General features: G+C 72.7%; 22 protein-coding genes and 1 pseudogene. 8 read left to right on the top strand and 15 right to left on the bottom strand.

Annotated elements, in window-relative coordinates; translation table 11 throughout:
* Positions 1-30: 30 nt before the first annotated feature.
* The 4 genes from ABFJ78_RS09075 to ABFJ78_RS09060 form a co-directional block, all read right to left on the bottom strand.
* On the bottom strand, positions 31-1,356 hold the full coding sequence (locus tag ABFJ78_RS09075; RefSeq protein WP_436385343.1) for an amidase: 1,326 nt from the start codon (positions 1,354-1,356) through the stop codon (positions 31-33).
* Positions 1,357-1,497: 141 nt separating this feature from the next.
* The gene (locus tag ABFJ78_RS09070; RefSeq protein WP_372663443.1) at positions 1,498-2,100 is read right to left on the bottom strand and encodes a helix-turn-helix transcriptional regulator; all 603 of its coding nucleotides are present in this window, start codon (positions 2,098-2,100) and stop codon (positions 1,498-1,500) included.
* A gap of 35 nt (positions 2,101-2,135) precedes the next feature.
* Entirely contained in the window at positions 2,136-2,408 is a 273-nt protein-coding gene (locus tag ABFJ78_RS09065) for a WXG100 family type VII secretion target (RefSeq protein WP_436385342.1), read from the bottom strand.
* Positions 2,405-2,662 carry a WXG100 family type VII secretion target gene (locus tag ABFJ78_RS09060; protein WP_436385341.1) on the bottom strand — a complete coding sequence of 86 codons (258 nt, stop codon included), beginning with the start codon at positions 2,660-2,662 and terminating at the stop codon, positions 2,405-2,407. The genes ABFJ78_RS09065 and ABFJ78_RS09060 overlap by 4 nt, the downstream gene beginning before the upstream one ends.
* Positions 2,663-2,889: 227 nt before the next feature.
* Between ABFJ78_RS09060 and ABFJ78_RS09055 the strand changes: the two genes are divergently transcribed.
* Positions 2,890-6,090 carry a BTAD domain-containing putative transcriptional regulator gene (locus tag ABFJ78_RS09055; protein ID WP_436385340.1) on the top strand — a complete coding sequence of 1,067 codons (3,201 nt, stop codon included), beginning with the start codon at positions 2,890-2,892 and terminating at the stop codon, positions 6,088-6,090.
* Positions 6,091-6,376: 286 nt separating this feature from the next.
* Positions 6,377-9,970, top strand: a complete 3,594-nt coding sequence (locus ABFJ78_RS09050; protein WP_436385429.1) for a BTAD domain-containing putative transcriptional regulator — start codon at positions 6,377-6,379, stop codon at positions 9,968-9,970.
* Positions 9,971-10,064: 94 nt separating this feature from the next.
* Here the strand turns inward: ABFJ78_RS09050 and ABFJ78_RS09045 are convergent, their stop codons facing one another.
* The 5 genes from ABFJ78_RS09045 to ABFJ78_RS09025 are packed head-to-tail and all read right to left on the bottom strand — an operon-like array spanning position 10,065 to position 14,984.
* Positions 10,065-11,429, bottom strand: coding sequence for a GH1 family beta-glucosidase (locus ABFJ78_RS09045; RefSeq protein WP_436385339.1), 1,365 nt, complete (start codon positions 11,427-11,429; stop codon positions 10,065-10,067).
* Positions 11,426-12,241: a carbohydrate ABC transporter permease gene (locus ABFJ78_RS09040; RefSeq protein ID WP_436385338.1), complete on the bottom strand. Its 816-nt coding sequence runs from the start codon at positions 12,239-12,241 to the stop codon at positions 11,426-11,428. Before ABFJ78_RS09040 ends, ABFJ78_RS09045 begins: the two co-directional genes overlap by 4 nt.
* Positions 12,238-13,134, bottom strand: a complete 897-nt coding sequence (locus ABFJ78_RS09035; protein WP_436385337.1) for a carbohydrate ABC transporter permease — start codon at positions 13,132-13,134, stop codon at positions 12,238-12,240. The genes ABFJ78_RS09040 and ABFJ78_RS09035 overlap by 4 nt, the downstream gene beginning before the upstream one ends.
* Positions 13,135-13,139: 5 nt before the next feature.
* Positions 13,140-14,396 carry an ABC transporter substrate-binding protein gene (locus ABFJ78_RS09030; RefSeq protein WP_436385336.1) on the bottom strand — a complete coding sequence of 419 codons (1,257 nt, stop codon included), beginning with the start codon at positions 14,394-14,396 and terminating at the stop codon, positions 13,140-13,142.
* A gap of 9 nt (positions 14,397-14,405) precedes the next feature.
* A complete protein-coding gene (locus ABFJ78_RS09025) occupies positions 14,406-14,984 on the bottom strand; it encodes a LuxR C-terminal-related transcriptional regulator (RefSeq protein ID WP_436385335.1) in 579 nt (192 codons plus the stop codon).
* 149 nt (positions 14,985-15,133) lie between these two features.
* Between ABFJ78_RS09025 and ABFJ78_RS09020 the strand changes: the two genes are divergently transcribed.
* Genes ABFJ78_RS09020 through ABFJ78_RS09010 form a run of 3 tightly spaced genes read left to right on the top strand, consistent with a single transcriptional unit; the run spans position 15,134 to position 17,629 of the window.
* Positions 15,134-16,306: a glycoside hydrolase family 3 N-terminal domain-containing protein gene (locus ABFJ78_RS09020; protein WP_436385334.1), complete on the top strand. Its 1,173-nt coding sequence runs from the start codon at positions 15,134-15,136 to the stop codon at positions 16,304-16,306.
* Positions 16,307-16,352: 46 nt separating this feature from the next.
* On the top strand, positions 16,353-17,222 hold the full coding sequence (locus ABFJ78_RS09015; RefSeq protein WP_436385333.1) for an oxidoreductase: 870 nt from the start codon (positions 16,353-16,355) through the stop codon (positions 17,220-17,222).
* On the top strand, positions 17,222-17,629 hold the full coding sequence (locus ABFJ78_RS09010; protein WP_372663421.1) for a hypothetical protein: 408 nt from the start codon (positions 17,222-17,224) through the stop codon (positions 17,627-17,629). The genes ABFJ78_RS09015 and ABFJ78_RS09010 overlap by 1 nt, the downstream gene beginning before the upstream one ends.
* On the opposite strand, the gene ABFJ78_RS09005 is transcribed toward ABFJ78_RS09010, so the two are convergent.
* Both ABFJ78_RS09005 and ABFJ78_RS09000 read right to left on the bottom strand, forming a co-directional pair.
* Entirely contained in the window at positions 17,607-18,014 is a 408-nt protein-coding gene (locus tag ABFJ78_RS09005) for a hypothetical protein (protein ID WP_436385332.1), read from the bottom strand. The two genes, ABFJ78_RS09010 and ABFJ78_RS09005, sit on opposite strands and share 23 nt — an antisense overlap.
* A gap of 5 nt (positions 18,015-18,019) precedes the next feature.
* Positions 18,020-18,910 (bottom strand): MFS transporter, encoded by an 891-nt coding sequence (locus ABFJ78_RS09000; protein WP_436385331.1) that lies wholly within the window; start codon positions 18,908-18,910, stop codon positions 18,020-18,022.
* A gap of 110 nt (positions 18,911-19,020) precedes the next feature.
* On the opposite strand from ABFJ78_RS09000, the gene ABFJ78_RS08995 reads away from it, so the two are divergent.
* A complete protein-coding gene (locus ABFJ78_RS08995) occupies positions 19,021-19,971 on the top strand; it encodes an Lrp/AsnC family transcriptional regulator (protein WP_436385330.1) in 951 nt (316 codons plus the stop codon).
* 61 nt (positions 19,972-20,032) lie between these two features.
* On the opposite strand, the gene ABFJ78_RS08990 is transcribed toward ABFJ78_RS08995, so the two are convergent.
* Positions 20,033-20,281: a hypothetical protein gene (locus ABFJ78_RS08990; protein WP_436385329.1), complete on the bottom strand. Its 249-nt coding sequence runs from the start codon at positions 20,279-20,281 to the stop codon at positions 20,033-20,035.
* A gap of 320 nt (positions 20,282-20,601) precedes the next feature.
* Between ABFJ78_RS08990 and ABFJ78_RS08985 the strand changes: the two genes are divergently transcribed.
* Both ABFJ78_RS08985 and ABFJ78_RS08980 read left to right on the top strand, forming a co-directional pair.
* Positions 20,602-20,778, top strand: a complete 177-nt coding sequence (locus ABFJ78_RS08985; protein ID WP_436385328.1) for a zf-HC2 domain-containing protein — start codon at positions 20,602-20,604, stop codon at positions 20,776-20,778.
* A 1,165-nt stretch (positions 20,779-21,943) separates the two neighbouring features.
* Positions 21,944-22,657 (top strand): annotated as a pseudogene (locus tag ABFJ78_RS08980) (chitinase); the annotation flags it as partial.
* Here ABFJ78_RS08980 and ABFJ78_RS08975 read toward each other — a convergent pair.
* The 3 genes from ABFJ78_RS08975 to ABFJ78_RS08965 form a co-directional block, all read right to left on the bottom strand.
* A complete protein-coding gene (locus ABFJ78_RS08975) occupies positions 22,648-23,409 on the bottom strand; it encodes a thioesterase II family protein (protein ID WP_436385327.1) in 762 nt (253 codons plus the stop codon). The pseudogene ABFJ78_RS08980 and the gene ABFJ78_RS08975 overlap by 10 nt on opposite strands.
* Before the next feature lie 99 nt (positions 23,410-23,508).
* A complete protein-coding gene (locus ABFJ78_RS08970; protein ID WP_436385326.1) occupies positions 23,509-24,333 on the bottom strand; it encodes a carbohydrate-binding protein in 825 nt (274 codons plus the stop codon).
* Between the two features lie 79 nt (positions 24,334-24,412).
* Entirely contained in the window at positions 24,413-25,231 is an 819-nt protein-coding gene (locus tag ABFJ78_RS08965) for an AraC family transcriptional regulator (protein ID WP_436385325.1), read from the bottom strand.
* Positions 25,232-25,296 lie beyond the last annotated feature (65 nt).

The raw sequence follows: 25,296 nt of genomic DNA, 5'->3' as shown, positions 1-25,296 counted from the left end.
CTGACGCACCGAAGGCCACATTGGGGCGCTTCAGGAGCGGGCGGTGCGAGGCCACGGGTTCGCGGACTCCAGCTGGGCCGCCAAGCCCAGCAGCAACGACTCCTCCCCCGGCCGCCCCACCAGCTGGACCGACGTCGGCAACCCCGACCGCACCGAGCGCCCGACCGGGACCGTGATCGCCGGATAACCCGCGAAGTTCCACTGCCCCGTGAACCCCGCCAGCCGCGTCGACGGCAGCACGTTCGTCAGCCACCGCTTCTCGTGCCAGCGGCCCGCCTTCACCGGCCAGTGCGACAGCGTCGGCGTCATCAGGACATCGTGCGACTCGAAGTACTCCGCCGCACGCGCGACCCACCGGTCCCGCGTGCGCGTGCGGATCAACCCGGCCCGGGACAGCAGCCGGCCGACCCGGACGTGCATGCGGGTCCGGCGCTGGAACCGGCCGAAGTCGAAGTCCGCCGCCTGGACCGCCGGGCCCGCCAGCCAGCGGGCCGTCATGCCCAGGACCATCGTCGCCGGGTAGCGGGGCGCGGACGGCGTCACCGCGTGCCCCGCCGACGCCAGCAGGCCCGCCGCCTGTGAAACCGCCGCCACCAGCTCGCGCGGGACCGGGGTGTGCAGCAGCGGCACCGTCGTCGACATCCCGATGCGCACCGCGGACGGCGATGGCACCGACGCCAGCGAAGGATCACCGGCCAGCACCGAGTACAGCAGCGCCGCGTCCTCGACGGTCGTCGCCAGTGGGCCGTGCACCGACATGCCGAACCAGCCGCCCTCCGACAGCACGCCCGCGCTCGGCTTAAGCCCGACCAGCCCGCACATCGCCGCCGGGAGGCGGACCGAGCCCATGCCGTCCGTGCCGTGGGCCAGCGGGACCAGGCCCGCCGCCACCGCCGCCGCGCTGCCGCCGGACGAGCCGCCCGACGCGTACGTCGGGTCCCACGGGTTGCGGGCGATGCCGTCCGGGGTGTCACTCATCGGCCAGACGCACAGCTCCGGCACCCGCGTCAGCCCGACGAGCACCGCGCCCGCCGCCCGCAGCCGTTCGGCGATCACGCCGTCGGAGTCGAAGGGCGACGACGGCCCCGCCAGCGAACCGTGCGACGCGTACTCGCCCGCGATCTCCGTGACGTCCTTGACCGCGACGGGCACCCCGGCCAGCGGCAACGACGCCAGATCGGGCCGCGTGGCCACCGACGCGGCTTCCTCGAGCGCCTCGGCCGAGCGCACCCGGCGGAAGGCGCCGACCACGCCGTCCGCCGCCGCGATCCGGTCGAGGGCCTCCTTGGTCACCTGGACCGGATCGAGCTGCCCGGCCCGCACGGAAGCCGCGATCTCCGCGGCGGTCGACACCATGATCGCGACCCTAACCCACGAAAAGGTGACAGTGACAAAGAAAACGTCTCAGAGGCTTATTCAGCCGTCGGCCACCACATGATTTCTGCCCTGCCCCTCGGTCTTCGCGCGGGGCGTGGCGGCCTAACCAGAATAAGCCTCTCAGATCGCGCCGGCTCGCAGTGCGTAAGCGACGGCGTGGGCGCGGTTGTTGAGGCCGCACCGCGTCATCAAGCCGTAGAGGACGTTCTTCACCGTCCGCTCGGAGTAGCACAGCTTCGCCGCGATCTCCTCGGTCCCGAAGCCCTCGGCGACCAGCCGCAGCACGTCACACTCGCGCGCCGCGAGCCCGGACAGCGTGAGCCCGTTCGGCTCCAGGACGTCCTTGCGCATCCGCTGGACCTGCGAAAGCAGCGCCCCCTGCAGCCGCGGCGGCAGGTTCGCCGTGCCGTCACCCGCGGCGAGCACCGCCGTCACCAGCTCGGCGCCGCCCGTCTCGCGGCGCGGCAGGATCGCCACGACGCCGCTCTCCAGCACCGACATCAGGTCGCTCTCGCGGAAGTGCTCGACGACCAGCACGACGTGCGACGCCTTCGCCGCCCGGATCTCGCCCAGCACCGCCTCGGTGACGTGCTCCTCCATCACCAGCAGCACGTCGGGCACCAGGTCGGTGATCCGGACGTCCGGATGGCTTTCCAGGAGGCTCACCGCGCCGGCGTGCGTGATCGGGTCCGAGGCGAGGACGGTCACTTCGACGGGCTTCATGGTCGCAGTGTGGACGGCCCGTCTTCACGCCGTCCCTATTCCGTCTTCACGCCCGTGAAGACGGAGCCCGCCAGCTCGCCGAACGCCTCCCGCGCCCGCTCCAGGCACCCCGGCATCCGCTCGGCCGCCCGCCCCCACTCGCGCTTCGCGCGCAGGTACTCCTCGCGCGCTTCGCCGGTCCAGCCGGCCAGTTCCGGCTCCACAGTGGACTCCAGCTCGGCGAGCAGGTCGCCCAGCTCACCGGTGATGGCACTCATCCGGTCGAGCACCAGATCGGCGAAGCGGACGTCCAGTTCGTGCCTGCTCATGGCCGCCGCTGCAGCGGCACCCGGCCGCCGGTCGTCTCGAGCAGCCGCGCCAGCCGCGAGAGGATCACGTCGAACTCCTGCTCCCAGTCGCTCATCGCCTGGCCGAACCGCACCGACGCGTCCCCACGCCAGGACGCCTGCACCAGCGCCATCTCGCTGGCGACGTCACGGAGGTGGGAGCCGGCTGCGTCGACGGCGCGGGCGAAGCGGGCGGCCGCCCGCTTCATGTCCTCCGTCGGCTCGGCTGTGGCCATTTCGGGCTCCTCGAGGTCTCGGCGCCCCCGAGCGTTGCGCACGCCGCGGCCCGGCGGAACCCCGCCCGTGCGCCGTTGCCCGAATGTCCGCCATCCTTGCCTGCCGGTTCACGGCGGCCGCGTATGCTCACGTCAGGCATCCGGCGTGTGACGGTTCGTCAGCGCACGAAGGGAGACCGATGTCGGCTGCGGACGGCTCCGCACCGAGACTCCGCATGCTCGGCCCGGTGAAAGCCTGGCAAGGGGAAACGGAGCTCGACCTCGGCTCCGCGCACCGGCGGACGGTTCTCGCGGTCCTCGCGATGAACCCGAACCGCACGGTTTCGCGCGAGGAGCTGATCGACGCCGTCTGGGGCGAGGCGCCGCCGCAGAGCGCCCAGGGTTCCATCTACACCTACGTCTCCGGGCTGCGGCGCGCGCTCGAACCCGGCCGCGCCAAGGGCGAAGGCCCGCAGCTGCTCGCGTCGATCGGGTCCGGCTACTCGCTTCGCCTGGACGCCGGCGCGATCGACGTCCACCGCTTCGAAGCCCTGCGGGAACTGGCCCAGCGCAAGCAGTCGGCCGGTGATCTTCGCGGGGCGCGCGAGGTCCTCGACGAGGCCCTCGACCTCTGGCACGGTGTCCCGCTCTCGGGCCTGCCCGGGCCGTTCGCCGCCGCCCAGCGCGCGCGGCTGGCCGAAGTGCGGCTCGCGACGATCGAACGGCGCGCCGAGATCGTCCTGGAGTCGGGCGGGCACGCCGAGCTCATCGCCGAGCTGACCGCGCTGACCCGCGAGCACCCGTTCCGCGAGACGCTGCGCGGCCTGCTCATGCGCGCGCTGGCCCGGTCCGACCGGCGGACCGAGGCGATCGCCGTCTACACCGACGTCCGCGACCGGCTCGTCGAGTCCTCGGGCACCGAGCCGGGGCCCGCGTTGCGGCGGCTGCACGACGAGCTGCGGGACAAGCCGGCGCCGAAACCGCCGCCGCCCGTGCGCGTGCCGCGGTCGCCGGTCACGGCGATGCCCGAGCGTGCCGACGTCTTCATCGGCCGGGAGGCGGAGCTGGCCCGGCTGCGCGAAGCCGTCGCGGACGTCGCCGCGGGCACCGGGCATTCGCTCTGGCTGGAAGGCGAGCCGGGCAGCGGCCGGACGGCGCTGCTCGCCGAACTGCTCGCCATGGCCCAGGACCTCAAGCCCGCCTTCGCCGCGGCGGACGCGCTCGACCAGCGGTTCGCGCTGCGGCCGCTGCTGGACGCGCTGGGCGTGCACCCGCGGGCGACCGACGAGCGGCGCGCGCACCTGGCCGCCCGGCTCGGCGAGCCGTCCGGCGAGGACCCCGTCGACGGCCTGCTCGGACTGGTCCGCGAGCTGTGCGCGGACGCGCCGCTGGTGCTCGTCGTCGACGACCTGCACTGGGCCGATGACACCACCCTGCGCGTCTGGCGGTACCTCAGCCGGGAGACGCGGGAGCTGCCGTTGCTGCTGGTGGGCGCGACCCGGCCGGTACCGCGGCCGGCCGCGCTCGAGGAGCTGCGAGCCGAATTCGACAACGATGTCACATCCGTGCTCACGCTGCCCCCGCTGGCCGAGGCGGAGACGCACGAGCTGGCCACCGAACTGGTCGGCGCGCCACCCGGGCCCGGGCTGCGCACGCTGGTGTCCTACGGGTCCGGAAACCCGCGCTACACCAGGGAAATCGTCGACACGCTGCTGGCGCAGTCGATGATCGTGCTCGACGGCGTCCACGCGCACCTGGACGGCAACTCGTGCCAGACCATCCCGGCCCCGCTGGGGTCGCGGATCACGCTGTACCTGAGCTTCCTCTCCAGCGGCACCCGGGACACGCTGCGCTGGGCCGCGCTGCTGGGCGGCGAGTTCTCGCTGGCGGACATCGCCGTGGCGACCGAGCGGCCGCCGACGGCGCTGGTCGGTGCGGTCGACGAGGCGATCACGTCCGGGGTGCTCGTCGAGTCGGGTGACCGGCTGGCGTTCCGGCACCCGTTGCTGCGGCGCGTGTTGTACGAGAAGACGCCCGCGGCGATGCGGGTGGCGCTGCACCGGCAGCTGGCCGAGGCGTTCGCGGCCGCGCGCGCCCCAGCCGCCCGCGTCGCCGAGCAGCTCGCCGCCGCGCCCGCGCAGGTCGACCCGTGGGTGACGACGTGGCTGCTGGACAACATCGGCGCGGTCGCCACCGAGACCCCGCGCGTCGCCGTCGACCTGCTGCGCCACGCCGTCACGCAGGGCGCGCTGCCGCCGGACGCGCGGGAGACGCTGACCGCGACGCTCGCGCGGCTGCTGTTCTGGCTCGGCCGGGAGCCGGAAGCCGAAGCGCGCTCGGTCGTCGCGCGGACGTCCGACAGCAGGCGCGCGGCCGAGATGCGCTGGATCCTCGCGTACGTCTACTACCGCCGCGGTGACTTCGCCGAGGCGACGGCGGAGCTGAAGCGGACCCTCGACGACGCCGACGTCCCGGAGATGTGGCGCGGCCGGCACGAGTCGCTGCTGGCGACGCTGGAGCGGCTCGGCGACGAGACCGTCCTGGCGCCGGCCGGGCTGCACCCGCTGGACGACGCGGCGCTGTCCGTGCCGACGCTCGACAGCCTCGACGAGGCCGCGGAACCCCTGCAGGCCGCCCGGCGGATCGCCGCGACCCGCGCGGTGCCGGGCGAAATGCACCTGGCCGGCGCGGTCCACTACTACTGGCTGGGCCGCTGGCCCGAGGCCCTCGGCGAGCTGGACGCGGTGATCCGCGACGGCGCGGAAACGGCGTCGTACGTCCTGCGCAGCCCCGGTTCGGCGTTGCTGGTGCACGGCGTCGGCGCGCTGATCGCCGGCCACCGCGGCGAGGTGGCGCTGGCCAGGACGCACCTCGACGCGGCGGGCCGCCGGCAGTGGCCACCGGGGCTCGAGCCCGACGGCGGCGACTTCCTGCTCGCGGCCCGCGCGCTGCTCGCCGAGCAGGACGGCCGGCCCGAGGCGGCGCTGGCCGCGTTACTGCCGCTGCTGGAGGAGAACTACCCGCCGGCCGCGCGCCACCAGTGGTTGCCGGACGTGGTCCGCCTCGCGCTCCGGCTGGGCGTACCCGAGCGCGCGCAGGAGGCGGTGCGTTTGCTGTCCGGGGAGGGCGAAGTCCCGCCCGCCCACGCGGCGGCGGCCGCGCACTGCCGCGGACTGGTCACCGGCGACCCGGAACCGGTGCTGACGGCGGTTTCGCACTACCGCGCGGCGGGGCGGCTGTTGAAGCAGGCGAAGGCGACCGAGGACGCGGCGATCCTGCTGGCGGAGTCGGGCCGGCTGGATGACGCGCGCACGGCGTTCCGGACGGCGTTGACGGCGTACACGGGGATGGGCGCGGTGTGGGACGTGCGGCGCGCGGAGAGCCGGATGCAGCCGTTCGGCATCCGGCGGGCGGGTGCGGTGCGGTCCCGCGCGGTCGCCGGCGAGTGAGTCCGGCGCCGGGCCGACGGCGCTCTGAACGACAGGAATGAGTCATTCACGTCGTCCGGTGACATGAATGACTCATTCCTGTCATCGCCGGCGCCGGGCCATACCGGTCGGATGATCGATACCCACCCCCTGCCGGATCCCGTCACCAGGCAACCCGATCGGGGCTTGCCACGTCAGTAAGCTCGGCACGAAAACGTCCGCCGGGGTCCTGGGGGCCCGCCCCCGGCGGGTTCGTCCCCCGAGGGAACGGCAGGACATGCGAGGGGAAGCGGACACCGGTCTGCGAGTGGGCATGCTGGGACCCCTGCGGGCCTGGCGCGGGGCGGCCGAGATCGGCCTCGGCCCCGCTCGTCAGCGCGCGATCTTCGCCGTGCTCGCGGTCAACGCCGGCCGGCCCGTCCCGCGCGCCGAGCTGATCGCCGGCGTCTGGGGCGACTCCGCGCCCGCGAGCGTCGAAGGCAGCGTCCACACCTACGTCTCCGGCCTGCGTCGCGCCCTCGAACCCGACCGGTCGCGCTGGTCGGCGGCCAGCGTCCTCGTCTCGGATCCCGCCGGGTACTCGCTGCTGCTCGACGAAGACGCGCTCGACGCCGCCGTCTTCGAACGCCACCGCGAACTGGCCCAGCAGCACCTGGACCGCGGCGATCCGAGAGCCGCCGTCACCGAGCTCGACGCCGCCCTGGCACTCTGGCAAGGGGAAGCGCTCTCCGGCGTGCCCGGCGGGTTCGCCGAGCGGCACCGCGAATACCTCGCCGAGCTGCGGCTGGACACGCTCGAACGGCGCGCCCAGGCCCTGCTCGCCCTCGGCGGCCACCTCGACCTCGCCCCCGAACTGGCCGTGCTGGCCGGCGAGCACCCGCTGCGGGAGTCACTGCGCGAGTCGCTCATGCTCGCCCTCTACCGAAGCGGGCGCCACGCCGACGCCCTCGACGTCTTCCGCGACGCCCGCGCCACCCTCGTCGGCGAGCTGGGCGTCGAACCCGGCCCGGCGCTGCAGCGGCTCCACCAGCGGATCCTCGCCCAGGACCCGGCCCTCGACGCGCCCGCGGCGCCGGTCGAGGTCACCGGGCACCGGCTCTTCGGCCGGGAAGCCGAAACGGCCCGGCTCGCCGAGCTCGTCGCCGACGTCCGGGCCGGGCGCGGCCGCGCTGTGTGGATCGAAGGCGAAGCCGGGATCGGCAAGTCCGAGCTGCTCACCAGCACCCTGCCGGACGGTCCCGGCTTCCAGCGGCTCTGGGCCGCCGCCGACGAGCTGAGCACCCGCTTCCCGCTGCAGGTGATGCTGGAGTGCCTCGAGATCGACGCGCATTCGGCCGACCCGCGGCGCGCGCGTCTGGCGAAGGAGCTTTCGGGCGACCCGGTGCGGCGCAGCTGGGGGCCCGCCGACCCGGTGCTCGGCGCCGTCGACCGGCTGCTGGCGCTGGTCGACGAGCTGTGCGCGGACTCGCCGCAGGTGCTGGTCGTCGACGACCTGCAGTGGGCCGACGAGGCGTCCGTGCTGGTCTGGCACCGCCTGTGCGCGGCGACCCGGCAGCTGCCGCTGCTGCTGGTGGCCGCGACCCGGCCGGCGCCGGACCGCGCCGAGCTCGCCCAACTGCGGCGCGGCGTCCAGGCCCGCGACGGCGTCGTACTCGACCTGGCCCCGTTGAGCGGCGACGACGTCGGACGGCTGATCGAGGACCAGATCGGGGCGGCACCCGGGCCAGGGCTGCGCGAGCTGGCCGCCCGTGGCGCGGGGAACCCGTTGTACGTCAAGGAAATGGTCGACGTCCTGCTGCGCGCCGGCGCGGTCGAGGTGAGCGGCGGCGCGGCCGACGTCGACGACCCGGCCGAGTTCGAGACGCCGAGTTCGCTGGTCGCCGCGGTCGACCGGCGGCTCGACTTCCTGCCCGCGCGGACCCAGGAAGTCCTGCGCTGGGGCGCGTTGCTGGGCATGGAGTTCGCCGTCGGGGACATCGCCGCGGTGCTCGGCACGCGGCCGTCGGACCTGCTCGAGCCGCTCGAAGAGGCCGTCGCCGCGAACGTCCTGATCGACACCGGGACGCAGCTCGCGTTCCGGCACCCCCTGCTGCGCCAGGCACTTTACGACCGGCTGCTGGCCGGGACGCGGGCCGCGCTGCACCGGCAGGCCGCGGAAGCGCTTGCCGGGATCGGCGCGCCCGTCAAGCGCGTCGCCGAGCAGCTGGTCGCCGCACCGGCCACAGTGGACGAATGGGTGCTGGACTGGCTCGCCGCGCACCACGCGGCCGTGTCCAACCGGGCGCCGCTGATCGCCGTCGAGCTGCTGGAACGCGCACTGGCCGCGGGCGCCGGAGACCGGCGCGAAGTCCTGCTCGTGGCGCTGGTCAAGGTGCTGTTCCGGCTGGAGCGCAACCCGGAAACACTGGCACAGCAAGCACTCGACGTCGCCACCGAACCGGACGCGGTCGAGGAGATGCGGCACATCCTGGCGGCGCTGCGGCACCGCCGTGGTGACACCGAAGGCGCGGTCGCGACGCTCGCGGCGTCGGTCGACGACCCGGCCGTGCCGGAGCTGTGGCGGGTCAAGCACCGGCAGCTGCTGGCGAACTTCCGGCGCGGCGACCTGTCCGATTTGGACACGGCGGAAAAGGCGGCGTACGAGACGAAGTCGTTCGCCGACGGCGACCGGTACCTGACGGCGCACGCGCTGCAGTCGCTGTGGCTGGTCGATTCCGTGCGCCGCGAGCACGATTCCGCACTGGCGCACATCGACGCGGCGATCGAGGCCGTCGGCGACGAGCACGAGCTGGCCGACCTGCACCTCGACCTGCTCGACAACCGCGTCTTCACACTGCAGAACCTCGACCGGCTCGCCGAGGCGGACGCGGCCCTGCGCGCGGCGGGCGACGTCGCGGCGCGGCACGCGATGCCGGTCGGGCTGCAGGTGTCGGTCGCGGTGCACCGGTACTGGGAGGGCCGCTGGGACGAGGCGCTGGTCGAGCTGGACACGGTCACCGAGGACGGCCCGGCGATCACGTTCTACGGCTTGCGCGAGCCGGGCCCGGCGGCCCTGCTGCTGCACGGCGTCGCGGCGCTGATCGCGGGCCGCCGCGACGACCGCGCCCAGGCGGCGGCCCACCTCGACGCGGCGGAGGAGTACGCCCCGGCGACCGGCGCCGAGCGCGAGAGCTTCGACTTCCTGCTGGTGGCGGACGCGCTGGCGGCCGAACAGCGCGGCGACCGGGTCCGCGCGCTGGCGATCCTCGAGCCGATCCTGAACCCGACGTACGCGCAGATGATGCTGCGCCACCAATGGCTCCCGGCGTACGTGCGGCTGGCGATGGAGCAGGACGAGGTCGACCGGGCGCGCCGGGCGTTGGCGGTGTGCGAGGAGGAGGCGGCCAAGGAGCGCCGCCCGGCACGCGCCCACGCGGCGGCGTCGTGGTGCCGAGGGCTGATCGAGGACGACCCGGCGGCGGTCTTGGCGACGGCGGAGCACTTCCGCGCGGTCGGCCGCCGGCCGGAACTGGCGACGGTACTCGAGGACGCGGCGGTACTGCTGGCCCGAGCGGGCCGGCTGGACGCGGCGCACGCGGCGTTCGAGGAAGCGGCGGAGCTGTACACGGCGTTGGGCGCGCGATGGGACTTGCGCCGGGCGGAGACGCGCTTGCGGCGGCTGGGCGTGCGCCGCGGGGCGTTGTTCTCCCCGATCCGGCCGGGGCACGGGTGGGAGTCGTTGACGCCGATCGAGGTCCGGATCGCGAGCCTGGTCGCGGACGGGAAGTCCAATCCGGACATCGCGGCCGAGCTGTCGTTGCCCCGCCGGACGGTGCAGGCGCACGTGGCCCGGTTGCTGGGGAAGCTGGAGACGCCGTCACGCTCGGGGGTCGCCGACGCCTTCCGGCAGCAGCGGTCTTAGGGTCGCGCGTCCGCGGTTCGTCGACAGCGGCTGGCCCGATGACATGAATGACTCATTCATGTCGCCTGGCGACATGAATGAGTCATTCACGGCGTCACTCCGGGAGCGCGTTCGCCTTGGCCACCCGGCCCAGGAAGCGGCCCGAGTCCTTCACCGTCCGGACCTGCGTCTCGAAGTCCACGTGCACCAGACCGAACCGCTGCGAATACCCCATCGCCCACTCGAAGTTGTCCAGCAGCGACCACGCGAAGTACCCGCGCACGTCCGCACCGGCGCGAATAGCCGCGTGGACCGCCCCGAGGTGCTCCATGAAGTAGTTCACCCGCGCCGCGTCGAACACGCGGCCGCCGACCACCTGGTCCACAAAGGACGCTCCGTTCTCCGCCACCACCAACGGCAACCCGGACCGCGACGAAAGCCACCCCAGCAAGTCGGTCAGAACACCCGGCGCCTGCTCCCAGCCGAACGCCGTCAACGGCGGCCGAGCCGGCAGCACGTCCAACCCGCGCAACCCCGGCAACGGGCAGTTGCCCGGCGACAACGGATCGGCCAACGGCGTCACCCGCGCCGGCGCGTAGTAGTTCACGCCCAGCCAGTCGATCGCCGCCGCGATCGTGTCCGTGTCGCCGTCGCGCACCGACGCGGCGAACCGGCCGCCGTGGTACTCGACGTCGGCCACCACGTCCGGCGGATATCCGCGGCCCAGCACCGGGTCCAGGAAGAACCGGTTGTGGATCCCGTCGAACTTCCGCGCCGCCTCGGCGTGCGCCGGCGACGTCCCGTCCGCCAGGGCCGGCGCGAAGTTCAGCGCCAGCGAGAACTCGTGGCCCGGTCGCGCCTGGGCCGTCAACGCCCGCGTCGCCAGCCCGTGCGCCAGCAGGAGGTGGTGCGCCGCCACCAGCGCCGTGTCGTGGTCCTGGACGCCCGGCGCGTGCACCCCGCTGCCGTATCCCAGGAACGCCGCGCAGAACGGCTCGTTGATCGTCGTCCACTGGTTGACGCGGTCCCCCAGCGCGTCGTGCACGAAGGAGGCGTAGTCGGCGAACCGATACGCCGTATCGCGCGAAGGCCAGCCGCCGACGTCTTCCAGTGCCTGCGGCAGATCCCAGTGGTACAGCGTGAGAACCGGCGTGACGTCGCGGCGGAGCAGCTCGTCCACCAGCCGGTCGTAGAAGGCGAGCCCGGCCTTCGACGGCGTCCGCCCGTCCGGCATCACCCGCGGCCACGCCACCGAAAACCGGTACGCGTTCAGGCCGAGGTCGGCCAGCAGCCCGACGTCCTCGGGAAAGCGGTGGTAGTGGTCGCAGGCGACTTCGCCCGACGCGTCATCCAGCACCGCACCCGGGCGAGCCGAAAAAGCGTCCCAGATGGACGGTCCGCGCCCGTCCGCGGTCACCGCGCCTTCGACCTGGTAGGACGCGGTCGCCGCGCCCCACAGGAAGCCCGTCGGGAAGGTCATACCGGCGCCCCTCTCAGAATCCCTCGCACGATGTGGCGGCCCAGCAGCAGGAACAGCGCGATCACGGGCAGGACGCCCACGGTCGCCCCCGTCAGCATGAGCGCGTAGTCGGTGTAGTACCCACTGGCGAGCTGGGAAAGCGCGACCTGCACGGTCGGTGTCTCGTTCGGGTCGAGGACGACCAGCGGCCAGAAGTAGTCGTTCCAGGTCGCCAGGAACGTGAGCATCCCGAGCACCGCGGCCGCCGGGCGCAGCGACGGGACGGCCACGTGCCAGTACGTGCGCAGGATCGAGCAGCCGTCGACGGTCGCCGCGTCGACCAGCTCGGCGTCGATCGCGTTCTCGCACGCCTGCCGCATCCAGAACACGCTGAACGCGCTGAGCAGCCCCGGCACGATCACCGCCTCGAGCCGCCCGTACCAGCCGAGCTCGCCGACCACCAGGTACAGCGGGATGACACCGAGCTGCGCCGGCACCATCGCCGAGCCGACGACCAGCAGAAACAGCGTGTTGCGGCCGGGGAACCGCAGCCGCGCGAAGGCGAACCCGGCCAGGCTCGCGAGCACGACGTTGGACACCATCACCGTGCCCGCGACGATCAGCGAGTTGCCCAGCGCCAGCCAGAAGTCGACGGTGTCGAAGACGCGCCGCACGTTCTCGAACAGGTGCCCGCCCGGCACCAGCAGGGGTGACGTCTCGCCGATCGCCGCGTTGTCCCTTGTGGACACCACGAACGACCAGTACAGCGGGAAGATCGACGCCCCGAGCACCCCGATCAGCACGGCGTAGACCCAGCCGCCGGGGCGCCTCACGCCGACCTCACGAACCGGCGCACCAGCCGGTAGTTGACCAGCGCGAACCCCGCGCAGACCACGAACAGCACCCACGTCAGCGCGGCCGCGTAACCGGCGTCGAAGTGCGTGAAGCCCTTCTCGTACAGGTACATCGCCAGCGTCTGGAACTGCCGGTCGTTGCCGCCGGTCCCGCCCGACCCGCCGGCGTCGAACAGCTGCGGCTCGGCGAACAGCTGCAGGCCGCTGACCGTGCCGGCGATCGCGGTGAAGGCGATCGCGGGCCGGATGCCCGGCACGGTGATCGACCAGAACGTCCGCCACCGCGAAGCGCCGTCCAGCGCCGCGGCTTCGTAGAGGTCGCCGGGCACGGCCTGCATCGCGGCCAGGTAGATCAGCGCGTTGTAGCCGGTCCAGCGCCAGAGCACCATCGACGCCACCGCGAGGTGCGACGTCCACCTCGTCGCCTGCCAGTTGACCGGCGCGACGCCGAACCAGCCGAGCACTTCGTTGACGACGCCGTAGTCGCGGCTGAACAGCTGCCCGAACACGAGCCCGATCGCCACGACGGACACGACGTTCGGCAGCAGGATCCCGGTACGCCACCAGGTCGTGCCGCGCAGCGGGCGGTCGAGCAGGGCCGCGATGCCCAGCGCCAGCAGGAACTCCGGGACGGCGGCGAGCAGGAAGATGCCGACGGTGTTGGCGAGCGCGTTGTAGAAGTTCGGATCCGTCAGCAGCTCGCCGTAGTTCGCCAGGCCGAGGTAGCCCTGGTCGCCCTCCAGGAGGTTCCAGTCGTGCAGCGACACCCACGCCGTGTAGAGCAGGGGAAACGCGCCGAAGACGAGGAACAGGACAAAGAAGGGCGCGACGAGCAGCAGCGGCGTGGCCTTGCGGTCGAGACGAGCGAGCACGCGCGCTACTTCAGGGCGGCTTGTGCTTGCTGGACGGCTTCCGCCCAGGCTTGGTCGACGCCGTCGGTCTTGTCCTCGATCCGCCCGAGCGCGCGGCCGAACTCGGGCCGGACGTCGGCGTCGCGCAGGCCGCGGTAGTTGGGCCGCAGCTGGTCGGCCGACGCGGCGAAGATGCGCCCGATCGGCGCGTCCCCGAAGTACGGATCGGTGTGCGCGACGACCTGCGGGTCCGTGTACACCGACGGCTCGCTCGGCAGGATCCCCTCGGCGAGGAAGAGCTTCTTCTGCTGCTCGGGCGCGGTCAGCCACTTCGCGAGCTCGTACGCCTCCTTCGGGTGCGCGCTCTGCTTCGGCACGGTGAGGAACGAGCCGCCCTGGTTGCCGCTCTTGCCCGGCACGGTCGTGACGTCCCACTTGCCCTTGCCCGCGTCGCCGCCGGCTTCCTTGATCTGGCTGAGCATCCACGCCGGGCAGGCGACGGTCGCGAAGGAACCCTGCTTGATCGCGACGTTCCACGCCTGCGTGAACGTCGTCGCGGCCGCCGTCTGCCCCTTCGCGGCGATGCCGCCGGAGAGGTAGAAGGCGGTGCGCACACTGGGGTTGCGGTCGCCGATGAAGGAGTCGTCGGCCGCGGAGAAGTAGTTCTCCGGCGACTGGTTGAGCATCGCCGTGTAGACGGTCCCGGCGGAGTCGGCGAACTTGACACCCGGCGTCTTCTCGGTGAACCGCTGGGCGGCGGCCGCGTAGGCGTCCCAGTCCGGCATCAGCTTCGCGACCTCGTCGCGGTCGGTCGGCAGGCCGGCGGCCTGGAAGAGGTCCCGCCGGTAGCAGAGGGCGAGGCTGCCCATGTCGGTGCCGAGGCCGAGGACGAACGCGCCGTCGGTGCCCTGCGCCCACTTCCACGGCGCCCACTGCTTTTCCAGCTCCCGCGCGCCGAAGGAGGCGAGGTCGGCGAACTTGTCCTTCGCCTTGCGGTACTGCGGGATGTACTGCTCTTCGATCGCGACGACGTCGGCCGCGCCACGGCCGGTGGCGAGCTGCGTCGCGAGGCCCTTGTGGTGGGTGTCGAAGTCGGTGACGCGGTTCTGCACCGTGATGTCCGGGTGCAGCTTCTGGTACTCGGCGATCAGGGGCGCGTAGCCGAATTCGCCGAAGGTGGCGATGGTGAGCTTCGTCGGGCCGCCGGCGTCACTCGGGCTGCAGGCGGCGAGCGGGATCAACGCGGCGACCGCGACGGCGGTCCGGCGGACGATCGTGCGCAACGGCCTTCCTCAGATCACACCGGCCCGCACGGCGTAGGCGACCGCGTGCGGCCGGTTGCGCAGGTTGAGCCGGTTGGTCATGGCGTAGATGACGTTCTTCACGGTCCGCTCGGAGTAGCAGAGCTTGCCCGCGATCTCCGCAGTGTCCCAGCCTTCGGCCATCAGGCGAAGCACATCCACCTCGCGCGGCGTCAGCGCCGCCCCGGAACCTTCGTTGGCGAGGGCCTCGACCTGGTCGCGCAACGGCGTCGTGCGGCCCCGCGCCGCGGCGAGCACGCTCGCGGTGAGCCGGTCGAGCGCGGTCCGCGGCAGCACGGCGGAGACGTGGCAGTCCGCGAGCAGGCTCAGGTGCCCGGGGTCGACGTGGCCGGCGACCAGCACGATCGCGGCGGGCGACTCGGCGGAGGCGGCCCGCAGCGCGGCGATCACCTCGCGGTCGACCTGCCCGACGGCGAACACCAGCACGGCCGCCTCGCCGCGCCGAGCCCGCGGCACGACCAGCAGCTCCGGCCGCGACTTCAGGTGGTTGATCAGCCCCGTGAGCGCGATCGGATCCGACGCCCACGCCGCCACCCGCACCTGGTCCATCGAACCCCTCCCCACTGTCCGTGTCCTTGCGGCGCCAGTCTGCTGAGGCCGCCTTCACGAATTCTCTAACCTTCCTCACCCCCTTCTTCACATCGTGAAGCCGGGGCGTCGACTACGGTCGTGGGGCACGCAGACGTCTGAAGGGACCGATGAACCGCCGAAGTCTGGCCGCCGTGGGGGTGGCGTTGTCCTTGTGTTCCCTGGTCACCGGGTGCGGATCGGAGACCGTGGCCGGGTTGGCGATCCCGCGGTCGCCGGTTCCGCCACCGCCGTCTTCACCGTCTTCACGGACCGCCGCCCCGGCGCCGACGTCGAGCCTGACCCGGCCCGGTGACTGCGCGTCGCTGGTGAACAGCCTGGACCTGCGCCGTCAGGTGGCGCAGCTGGTCGTCGTCGGGGTGTCCGGCGACAACCCGGGCGCCACGGTGTCGCTGGTGCGCGACAACCAGGTCGGCGGGATCTTCGTCGGCGGTAACGCAACAGCGTTGTTGAAAGATCGTTCCCTGGACGCCGTCCAGGCCGCGGCCCAGCTGCCGGTGGCGGTGTCGGTCGACGAAGAGGGCGGCCGCGTCCAGCGCATCGACGACCTCGACGGCGACATCCCGTCCGCCCGGCAGCTCGCCGCAACGAAGTCGCCGGCCGAGGTCCGCGCGCTCGCCGCCGACCGCGGCCGCCGGCTGCGTGCCCGCGGCGTGACGGTCGACTTCGCGCCGGACACCGACGTCACCGACGCCCCGGACGACGACGTCATCGGCGACCGCTCCTTCAGCCCCGACCCGAACCGCGTGAAGACGTACGCCGCGGCGTTCGCGGCGGGCCTGCGCGACGGCGGCGTCCAGCCGGTGCTCAAGCACTTCCCCGGCCACGGCCACGGTTCGGGCGACTCGCACAAGGGCACGGTCGTGACCCCGCCGCTCGCGCAGCTGCGGGCGGTGGACCTGGTGCCGTACCAGCGCATCGCGGACTACGGGCCGGTCGCGGTCATGGTCGGCCACCTCGACGTGCCCGACCTAACCGGCGGTGTCCCGGCGTCGATCTCGCCGGCGGCGTACCGGCTGCTGCGCACCGAGTTCGGCTTCACCGGTCTGGTCCTGACCGACGACCTCGGCGCGATGAAGGCGATCACGGCCCAGTACTCGCTGCCGGACGCCGTGCTGAAGGCGCTGCAGGCCGGCGCGGACGAGGCCCTGTGGTCGTCCGGCGGCCGGGTGAACGAGGTGCTGGACCGGCTGGTCAAGGCCGCGCAAACCGGAGAGCTGCCGAAAGAGCGCGTGCAGGAGTCGGTGACGCGGGTGCTGCGAAGCAAGGGCGCGTGCGGCTGATCCTCCCTAGACTCCTCGGCGGAACGCCACCTACCTGAGGAGCGGAATGGCAAACCTGGGCGGCACTTTCAGCCTCGGCGGGGAGGTCCCCGTGACCCGGATGGGGTACGGGGCCATGCAGCTGGCGGGCCCCGGTGTCTGGGGTCCGCCGCGTGACCACGACACCGCGGTCGCCGTGCTGCGCGAGGCCGTCGAAAGCGGCGTCACCCACATCGACACCAGCGACTACTACGGGCCGCACACCGTGAACGCGGTGATCAAGGAAGCCCTCCACCCGTATCCGGAGTCGCTGACGATCGTGACGAAGGTCGGCGCGCGGCGGACGCCGGACAAGGCATGGCCGCCCGCGTTGTCCGCTGACGAGCTGACCCGGGCCGTGCACGACAACCTCCGGAACCTCGGCGTCGACGCCATCGACGTGGTGAACCTGCGGTTGAGCAACGCGGCCGGCGACTACCCCGTGCCGATGTCGCTCGCCGAGCCGTTCGGCGTGCTCGCCGACCTGCGGCGGCAAGGGCTGATCAAGCACCTCGGCGTCAGCCACGTCACCGCGGAGCAACTCGACGAAGCGCAGGCGATCGCGCCCGTCGTCTGCGTGCAGAACCAGTACAACCTGGCGCACCGCGAGAACGACGACCTCGTCGACAAGTGCGCCGCGGAGGGTATTGCCTTCGTGCCGTACTTCCCGCTCGGCGGCTTCAGCCCGCTGCAGTCCGGGATCCTCGACGACTGCGCCGCCCGTGTCGGCGCGACGCCGATGCAGGTCGCGCTCGCGTGGCTGCTGCAGCGATCGCCGTCGATGCTGCTCATCCCCGGGACGTCGTCGCTGGAGCACCTGCGCGAGAACCTCGCCGCGGCTTCGCTCGAACTGCCGGCGGACGTCCTGGCCGACCTCGACCGGATCGGGGCCGCCTGATGGCCGAGTGGGGCGACCTGGTCGCGTACATCAGGCAGGAGTACCGGGTGGTGCGCGACGTTCCCGACGAGATCCGCATCCGGCTGATCTTCGGCGACGAGCCCGACACCGAGCAGCGCGCCCAGATCATGGTGATCGCCCGCGAGATCCTCGACCAGCGCGAGGACTGGGTCCAGATCGCGACGCCGTTCGCCCGCCACGACGAAGTCGACCTCCTCGACGTGCTGACCGAGGTCGGCAACTCGACCGTCGTGGGCGGGCTCGCGGTGATGGGCGACCACCTCGTGCTGCGCCACTCGCTGCCGCTGATCAACCTCGACATCAACGAGTTCATCGACCCCCTGGAGCTGGTGGCGGGCGCGGCGGAGCTGCTGGAGCAGCAGTTCACCGGCCGCGACGACTACTGAGGGGGATGACAGCGATGGCGGCGGCCACGGTCAGTCCGGCGGCGACGCCGAACGCCGTGGCCGCGCTGCCGCTGCTGAGGTAGAGCCCGCCGAGCAGCGCGACGCCGAGTGTCCCGCCCAGCTGCTGCACGGCGTTGAGCAGCCCGGCGGCCGAGCCCGTCTCGTGCGGCCGGACGTGGTTCAGCGCGGCGGTGAAGAACGGGACCGTGAACGTCCCCATGCCGAGACCGCACACCGCGAGCGCGCCGGGAACGCCCCCCGCGACGCCGAGGATCCCGGTCAGCAGCAGGGCCAGTCCGGCGAACATCACGCGCGCGCCGAACTTCGGCACCAGCCGGCTGCCCGCGAACCACGACGCCACCGCGAGCCCGGCCGAAAGCGGCAAGAGCGTCAGACCCGCGGTCGGACGTCGGCTCCTTCGCCGAGCTGCAGCTGCATGGGGACGACCTGCATCAGCCCGGTCATCACCGCGAAGAACAGCAGCGACCCGGCGAGCGCCGACGGGAACCCGCGGTTGGCGAACAGGCTCGGCTCGACCAGCGGCGCGGACGTGCGGCGCTGGTGCGCCGCGAACGCGCCGAGCACCACGGCACCGGCGGCGAGCAGCCACCAGTTCGTCCCGGCCGGGCTGATCAGCGGATAGACGACGAGTCCGGTCCCGATGACGACGAGCAGCGTGCCGGCGAGGTCGAGCTTCGGGCGCGTCGCGGCCTTGTCCTCGCGCAGGAACCGCGCGGCGAGCAGGACCGCCAGGCCGAGCGGGACGTTCACCAGGAACGCCGCGCGCCACGAGACGGCGTGCGTCAAGAGTCCCCCGAGCAGCGGGCCGGTGACCGCGGACAGGCCCATCACCGGGCCGATCGTGCCGAGTGCCTTCGCGCGCTCGTCGCCCTCGAACAGCGCGCGGATGAGCCCGATGGTCTGCGGGATGACCAGCGCCGCCGCCGCTCCCTGCACCGCTCTGGCACCGATGAGGAGACCGGCGTCCGGCGCGGCCGCGCAGGCGAGCGACGCGAGCACGAACCCCGTCACGCCGGCCTTGAACACCCGGGCGCGGCCGAACACGTCCCCGAGGCGGCCGCCGGTGATCAGCAGGACCGCGAACGGCAGCGTGTAGGCCGCGGAGAACCACGGGATTTCGGCGGCCGGGCCGGGCAGCTCGGCGTGGATCACCGGGCCGGCGACCTGGACGATCGTCGCGTCGAGCAGGTTCATGGCTTCGGCCGTGAGCAGCACGGCCAGTGCGGCCCAGCGGTGCCGGTAGCGGGTCGTGGTCGGCAAGAGGTGCCCCCTTTCGGTCATCACCGACCATGGCTACTTCATCGTCCGAGCTTCCACTTCCTGGGGTGATCTTGCTGATTTCTTCCACGCGTTGCGCTTTGATGAGGGATATGACCACGGCACTGGACGACGTCGACCGCGCGCTCATCCACGCGTTGCACCTCGACGGCCGCGCGCCGTTCACGAAGATCGGCGAAGTACTCGGTGTCTCGACGCAGACAGTGGCGCGCCGCTATCGCCGGCTACGCGCCGAAGCGTCGCTTCGCGTCGTCGGACTGCCGGACCCGCAACGCGCCGGACAGGCCGAGTGGATGGTCCGGCTGACCGCGACGCCGAACACCGCGCGCGACGTCGCGCTCGCCCTCGCGCGGCGCGCCGACACGGCGTGGGTCAAGCTCGTCTCGGGCGGCACGGAAATCTGCGTCAACGTGCACACCCCGGCGGCGAGCGACCATCCGCTGCTGCTGCGGGACGTCCCGCGCTCCGCGAGCATCACGGCGGTGTCGGCGCACCAGCTGCTGCACCGCTACTTCGGCGGCCCGACCGCGTGGCTCGGGCGCGCGAACGCCCTCGACGCCGAGCAGATCGCCGCGCTGACCCCGGTCGTCTCGGGCGAGGGCAAGCCGCTGACCGGGGACGACGACCTGCTGATGGCGGCGCTGCAGCGCGATGGCCGGGCGAGCCTGGCCGAGCTGGCGGCGGCCACCGGCTGGTCCGCGGCGACCGTCGCGCGCCGGCTGGCCGACCTCCAGGCGGGCGGCACGGTGTTCTTCGACCTGGAGGTCGACACCGCCGCGCTCGGCGCGACCACCCACGCGCTGCTCTGGATGTCGGTCGCGCCCGCGCACCTCGACGCCGTCGCCCGGGAGCTGGCCGGCCACCCGGAACTGGCGCTCGTCGCGGCGACGACCGGGCCGGCCAACCTGGTCGCGCACGCGCTCTGCCCGGACGCGGCCGGGCTGCACCACTACCTGACCCGCAGGCTGGGCGCGCTCGAGGCGGTCCACACGCTGGAGACGGCGCCGGTCCTGCGCACCATCAAGGCGGCCGCCTCCCGCTGACCCCGCACTTTCACGTGAAAGGTCCCACCAGGACCCCGCACTTTCACGTGAAAGTGCGCGCTCAGCGCGCTTGGGGGATGCGCACCCGGGTGGCCGGAGCCAGTTCCAGGATCCGCTGCAGGCGGGCCCGCCCCAGCCGGTGGAGCATCTCCCCCAGCTCCTCCGACGCGATGCTGCCTTCGAGGTCGAGCCGCGTCAGTTTGACGACGCGGTCGATCTCCCCGGCGGGAAGCCGCCCCGCGAACTCCCCGGCCAGCCACACCCCGACCTCGTTCACGACGTCGTCCGCCCGGTGGCTCCGTACGGTCATCGCTCTCGCTCTCCTCGTTCCGGATCGCCTTCGCCCAGGTCGAAGCCGGAAAATTCCGGTCCGACGCTGAACCGACGAGCCCGTCCCGGGGCCATGACGCGGAATCGCGGAAATTGGTCGCGGAAATCCTTTCCGTGTCCGGACCGGTGAGTATCGTGACCGCTCGCTTTCACTCACATGGGCTGTTCGCCGCCGCAAGTTGTCGGCCGATCGGGTGGAAAACGGGAGAAGGTCGCCGGTGCGGCGTACGGGCCAGGACTCTGGAGACGTCCGGTAGTGCGGGCGTTCCCTTGCGGGACGCGGAAACGGAGACGCGATCCATGGCCCGGTACGACCGGACCGACCTCGGGGCGTACAGCCTGGGGTTGCTCGAGGCCGCCGACGCGGCGCGGGTGGAGCGGCACATCGCCGCGTGCCAGGACTGCCGCCAGGAGGTCCGGGAGTTCGAGGCCGTCCGCACGATGCTCGACCACCTCGGGCGCGCCGAGTCCACATAGGACCGACTGGGCCGATTGCCCGCCCCCGATCGATCGATCGTCACGGAGAGCCACGGCCGACGCGCGGTTCAACTCCGGAGTCGTTCGCGCACACCCGTTGCCCGACCCGCCAGAATCCTTGACTGGACTAGACCAATCTGTTCTAGTGACCGGTGTCACCCTCGTCTCGGCCGGATGAGCACACCCCCTCCGACACCGGGCGCCCCCGCGTCCGGACTCCGTCGTGGCCGAAGGAGTGAGCCAGTCTTGAGAAGACGTCTTGCCGCGATCCTCTCCGCATTCGCCGCCGTCGCCGGGCTCGTGTTCGGCGTGCCCGCCGCCACCGGCCAGGCCCCGCAGGCCGCGGCCGCCGCCTGCAGCGCGCCCAACTGGGTCGCCGGCCAGTGGTACGACGTGGGCGCCGTCGTGCGCTACACCAACGGCGGCTACTACCGCGCCAAGAACGCCAACCCGGGCTACGACCCCGTCATCAGCACCTGGTACTGGGAGCCCTACAGCTGCGACGGCGGCGGCGGGACCACCTGCAGCTACCCGAACTGGGTGGCCGGCCAGTGGTACGACGTCGGCGCGATCGTGCGCTACACCAACGGCGGCTACTACCGCGCCAAGAACGCCAACCCGGGCTACGACCCCGTCATCAGCACCTGGTACTGGGAGCCCTACAGCTGCGACGGCGGCGGCGGGACCACCTGCAGCTACCCGAACTGGGTGGCCGGCCAGTGGTACGACGTCGGCGCGATCGTGCGCTACACCAACGGCGGCTACTACCGCGCCAAGAACGCCAACCCGGGCTACGACCCCGTCATCAGCACCTGGTACTGGGAGCCCTACAGCTGCGACGGCGGCGGCGGGACCACCTGCAGCTACCCGAACTGGGTGGCCGGCCAGTGGTACGACGTCGGCGCGATCGTGCGCTACACCAACGGCGGCTACTACCGCGCCAAGAACGCCAACCCGGGCTACGACCCCGTCATCAGCACCTGGTACTGGGAGCCCTTCAGCTGCGGCGGCGGCACGGACCCCGGCAACCCGGGCAACCCCGGCGCGTTCGTCATCAGCGAAGCGCAGTTCAACCAGATCTTCCCCGGCCGCAACTCCTTCTACACCTACAGCGGCCTGACCGCGGCCCTGTCGGCTTACCCCGGCTTCGCGAACACCGGCAGNCGCCAACCCGGGCTACGACCCCGTCATCAGCACCTGGTACTGGGAGCCCTTCAGCTGCGGCGGCGGCACGGACCCCGGCAACCCGGGCAACCCCGGCGCGTTCGTCATCAGCGAAGCGCAGTTCAACCAGATCTTCCCCGGCCGCAACTCCTTCTACACCTACAGCGGCCTGACCGCGGCCCTGTCGGCTTACCCCGGCTTCGCGAACACCGGCAGCGACACCGTGAAGAAGCAGGAAGCCGCCGCGTTCCTCGCGAACGTCAACCACGAAACCGGCGGCCTCGTCTACATCGTCGAGCAGAACACGGCCAACTACCCGCACTACTGCGACTGGAGCCAGTCCTACGGCTGCCCGGCCGGCCAGGCCGCCTACTACGGCCGCGGCCCGATCCAGCTCAGCTGGAACTTCAACTACAAGGCCGCGGGTGACGCACTGGGCATCGACCTGCTCGGCAACCCGTGGCAGGTCGAGCAGAACGCGGCCGTCGCCTGGAAGACCGGCCTCTGGTACTGGAACACCCAGACCGGCCCCGGCACCATGACCCCGCACAACGCCATGGTGAACGGCCGCGGCTTCGGCGAGACCATCCGCAGCATCAACGGCTCGATCGAGTGCAACGGCGGCAACCCCGCCCAGGTGCAGAGCCGCGTCGACAAGTACCGCCAGATCACGTCGATCCTCGGCGTCGACCCCGGCGCCAACCTCTACTGCTGACCTGACGCGAGCGGCTCACCCGTCCAGCGGGTGCGCCGCTCGCCGAGCAGTTCGCCCACCGCCGCGCGGTGGTCGTTCACGTAGAAGTGCCCGCCCGGGAACGTCTTCAGCTCGAACTCGCCGGTCGTGTGCGCTGCCCACCGCCGCGCCTCGGCCTCCGGCACCTTCGGGTCGCGGTCGCCGACGAGCGCGAGAACCGGGCAGCTCACGTCGGGGCCGGGCAGGTAGCGATACGTCTCCGCGGCCCGGTAGTCGTTGCGCAGCACCGGCAGCACCATGCGGACCAGCTGGGGGTGCTCGAGCACCCGCGTGTCGGTGCCGCCCAGCCGCCGGACGTCGGCGAGCAGCGCGTCGTCTCCCCCCTCGTGCACCCGCGCCGCGCGGGGCGCCGACGGGGCCCGGCGCGCGGACACGACCAAGCCGCGCACCCGGGGTCCGAGCCGCCGCGCGACCTCGAACGCCAGGCTCGCGCCCATGCTGTGCCCGAAGAACACCACCGGCCCGGCGACCTCGGCGGCGAGCACGCCGGCCAGCCGGTCGGCGAGCACGAGCAGGTCGTCCACCAGGGGCTCGGCGTGGCGGTCCTGCCGGCCCGGGTACTGCACGGCCAGCACGTCGACCGCGGGGGCCAGTGCCGCCGACGCCGCGTGGAAGCAGCTCGCCGACCCGCCGGCGTGCGGGAACAGCACGAGGCGCGGCGCGCCGGGGGACGCCGGGTGGAAGCGCCGCAGCCACGGTCGCGAATCCGTCATGCCGCGAATGTCGCAGGCCGATCGGGGCCGGCACGACGCCAATCGTGCGGAAACCGGGCGGGTCCCGGGGTGCAGACCGGGACCCGCCCGCTCATCGGGTCACTCCGCCCGCCACAGCGCGGGGACGGCCGGGGGTTCCCAGCCCGGCTGGGCGGTGTGCCCCTGCAAGCACACGTAGCCCCGGCCGCCGTAGGTGACCCGGGCGCCGGCCGCGTAGCCGGTGCCCACCGCCCAGGTGGTGCCCCCGGGCGGGGTCGAGGTCGGCGGGTTCGACGTCGGCGGCGTCGACGTCGGCGTCTGCGGGACGTTCAGCACGAAGTCGAAGGCGCCTTCCTTCGCGGAGCCGTTGTCGCGCACGGTCATCAGCAGCCGCGCGTCGAAGATCGTGTCGGTGTTGTTGCGCGGCTCGTTGGGGAAGTACAGCTGGGTGGTGAGGATCGGCCGGCCGGGCGCCTGGACCTTGACGTGGATGTGCCGGGTGCGGCCGGGGTAGAGACCGGGCACGATCGTCGAGAGCCGGAACGCGCCCTGGGCGTCGGTGTACTGGTGCCCGCGGAAGGTGTAGCCGGTGTTGTCGTACGCGCCGTTGACGTCGGCCTGCCAGAAGTCCAGCAGCGCGCGGCTCACCGGCAGGCAGGCGCGCCCGAAGACGTAGCCCGACACGGTGAGGCGCGTGCCCGGGGTGCCGGGCGTGACCAGGTCGGTCCGTTCCGGCGAGTTCGGCTTGAAGTACGGGCCTTCGGTCTGCTCGATCGTCGGCTCGTCGCCGTCGTGGCACGCCGGCGTCAGTTCGGGGACCTGGCCGCCCGCGACGGTGGTGCGGGCGAGCGCGGGGCCGCCGATCAGCGCGACCGGCGCGGCGACGCCCGCCGCGAGCGCCGCGCGCAGCACCGTCTTGCGGCTGAGCTTGCTGTCTTCGTCCATGCCTGCTCCTCGTGGGGGCGTCGGGGGATCCCCTCGAACGTAGGCAGCGCACCGGGCCCGCGACGATGGACTGGACCGGTCAGTCGTGGTGATTTCCCGCGTCACGGCGGAAGTCGCCCGGGCTCAGCCCGGTTTCGCGGCGGAAGAAACGGCAGAAGTAGGCCGGGTCGGCGAACCCGACGCGGCTCGCGACCTGCCGCACGGTGAGGTCCGTGCGGAGCAGGAACCGTTGCGCCTCCCGGGTCCGCGCCTCGCGCAGGAGCTGCGCGGCGGTCCGGCCGGTCGCGGCCTTCACGGCCTCGGTGAGGTGTCCCGGGGTGACGCCGATGCGTTCGGCGTGCGCCGACACCGACCACAGCCCGAGGTCGGGGCGGCCGGCGAGCCGGGTGAACTCCGCGGCGATCGCCTTGGCGGGCGCGGGCGGCGGCGTCCCCAGCAGCCGTCCGGCGCGTGCGACCAGGACGTGCAGCAGCGCCCGCAGCACGGACTCCTCGCCGTGGCGGTGTTCCTCCACCAGATCGGCGATCAGCCGCGTGACGACGGCGTCGGCGTGCTCGTCCAGCCGCGGCCACGGCTGTTCGCTCAGCCGCCGCAGCAGGTCGCGGTCGGCCGGGTGGTCGAGGAGGAAGTCGTCGGTGAACAGGACGACGTGACCGGTCAGGCCGCGCGCGCCGGCCCACTGGTGCACCTGCCCGGGCGCGATGACGCCCAGGTGCGGCGGCCGCAGCGGGCGGCGCGTGAGGTCGACGACGTGCGCGCCGGTGCCGCCGGTGACGTGGACGAGCTCGTGGAAGGTGTGCCGGTGCGGGAACTCCGCGCGCGACAGCGGCCCGATCTCGTCGAACGTCCCGGCGGCGAACGGCGGCGCGTGCGGGGCGGGCACCTCGAGCCGATGCATCGGGAGCTCCCCCGCCCGCGGTGGCGGACAGGGCGTCCCGGGCGGAACGGTCGTCCCACGCATGC

The organism is Amycolatopsis sp. MEPSY49 (assembly GCF_051337345.1).
In the GTDB taxonomy this organism is placed as follows: domain Bacteria; phylum Actinomycetota; class Actinomycetes; order Mycobacteriales; family Pseudonocardiaceae; genus Amycolatopsis.
Note: the sequence above shows the minus strand (reverse complement) of the source record. Positions and strands in the feature narration are given on the sequence as shown.

Bases quoted from the DNA above. Each gene is read 5' to 3' on its own strand.
- ABFJ78_RS09015 (WP_436385333.1), top strand. From the start codon at position 16,353: ATGGCAAACCTGGGCGGCACTTTCAGCCTCGGCGGGGAGGTCCCCGTG.
- ABFJ78_RS09045 (WP_436385339.1), bottom strand. From the start codon at position 11,429: ATGACCTTCCCGACGGGCTTCCTGTGGGGCGCGGCGACCGCGTCCTAC.
- ABFJ78_RS08985 (WP_436385328.1), top strand. From the start codon at position 20,602: ATGGCCCGGTACGACCGGACCGACCTCGGGGCGTACAGCCTGGGGTTG.
- ABFJ78_RS08970 (WP_436385326.1), bottom strand. From the start codon at position 24,333: ATGGACGAAGACAGCAAGCTCAGCCGCAAGACGGTGCTGCGCGCGGCG.
- ABFJ78_RS09025 (WP_436385335.1), bottom strand. From the start codon at position 14,984: ATGGACCAGGTGCGGGTGGCGGCGTGGGCGTCGGATCCGATCGCGCTC.
- ABFJ78_RS08990 (WP_436385329.1), bottom strand. From the start codon at position 20,281: ATGACCGTACGGAGCCACCGGGCGGACGACGTCGTGAACGAGGTCGGG.
- ABFJ78_RS09060 (WP_436385341.1), bottom strand. From the start codon at position 2,662: ATGGCCACAGCCGAGCCGACGGAGGACATGAAGCGGGCGGCCGCCCGC.
- ABFJ78_RS09065 (WP_436385342.1), bottom strand. From the start codon at position 2,408: ATGAGCAGGCACGAACTGGACGTCCGCTTCGCCGATCTGGTGCTCGAC.
- ABFJ78_RS09010 (WP_372663421.1), top strand. From the start codon at position 17,222: ATGGCCGAGTGGGGCGACCTGGTCGCGTACATCAGGCAGGAGTACCGG.
- ABFJ78_RS09020 (WP_436385334.1), top strand. From the start codon at position 15,134: ATGAACCGCCGAAGTCTGGCCGCCGTGGGGGTGGCGTTGTCCTTGTGT.
- ABFJ78_RS08995 (WP_436385330.1), top strand. From the start codon at position 19,021: ATGACCACGGCACTGGACGACGTCGACCGCGCGCTCATCCACGCGTTG.
- ABFJ78_RS08975 (WP_436385327.1), bottom strand. From the start codon at position 23,409: ATGACGGATTCGCGACCGTGGCTGCGGCGCTTCCACCCGGCGTCCCCC.
- ABFJ78_RS09075 (WP_436385343.1), bottom strand. From the start codon at position 1,356: ATGGTGTCGACCGCCGCGGAGATCGCGGCTTCCGTGCGGGCCGGGCAG.
- ABFJ78_RS08965 (WP_436385325.1), bottom strand. From the start codon at position 25,231: ATGCATCGGCTCGAGGTGCCCGCCCCGCACGCGCCGCCGTTCGCCGCC.
- ABFJ78_RS09070 (WP_372663443.1), bottom strand. From the start codon at position 2,100: ATGAAGCCCGTCGAAGTGACCGTCCTCGCCTCGGACCCGATCACGCAC.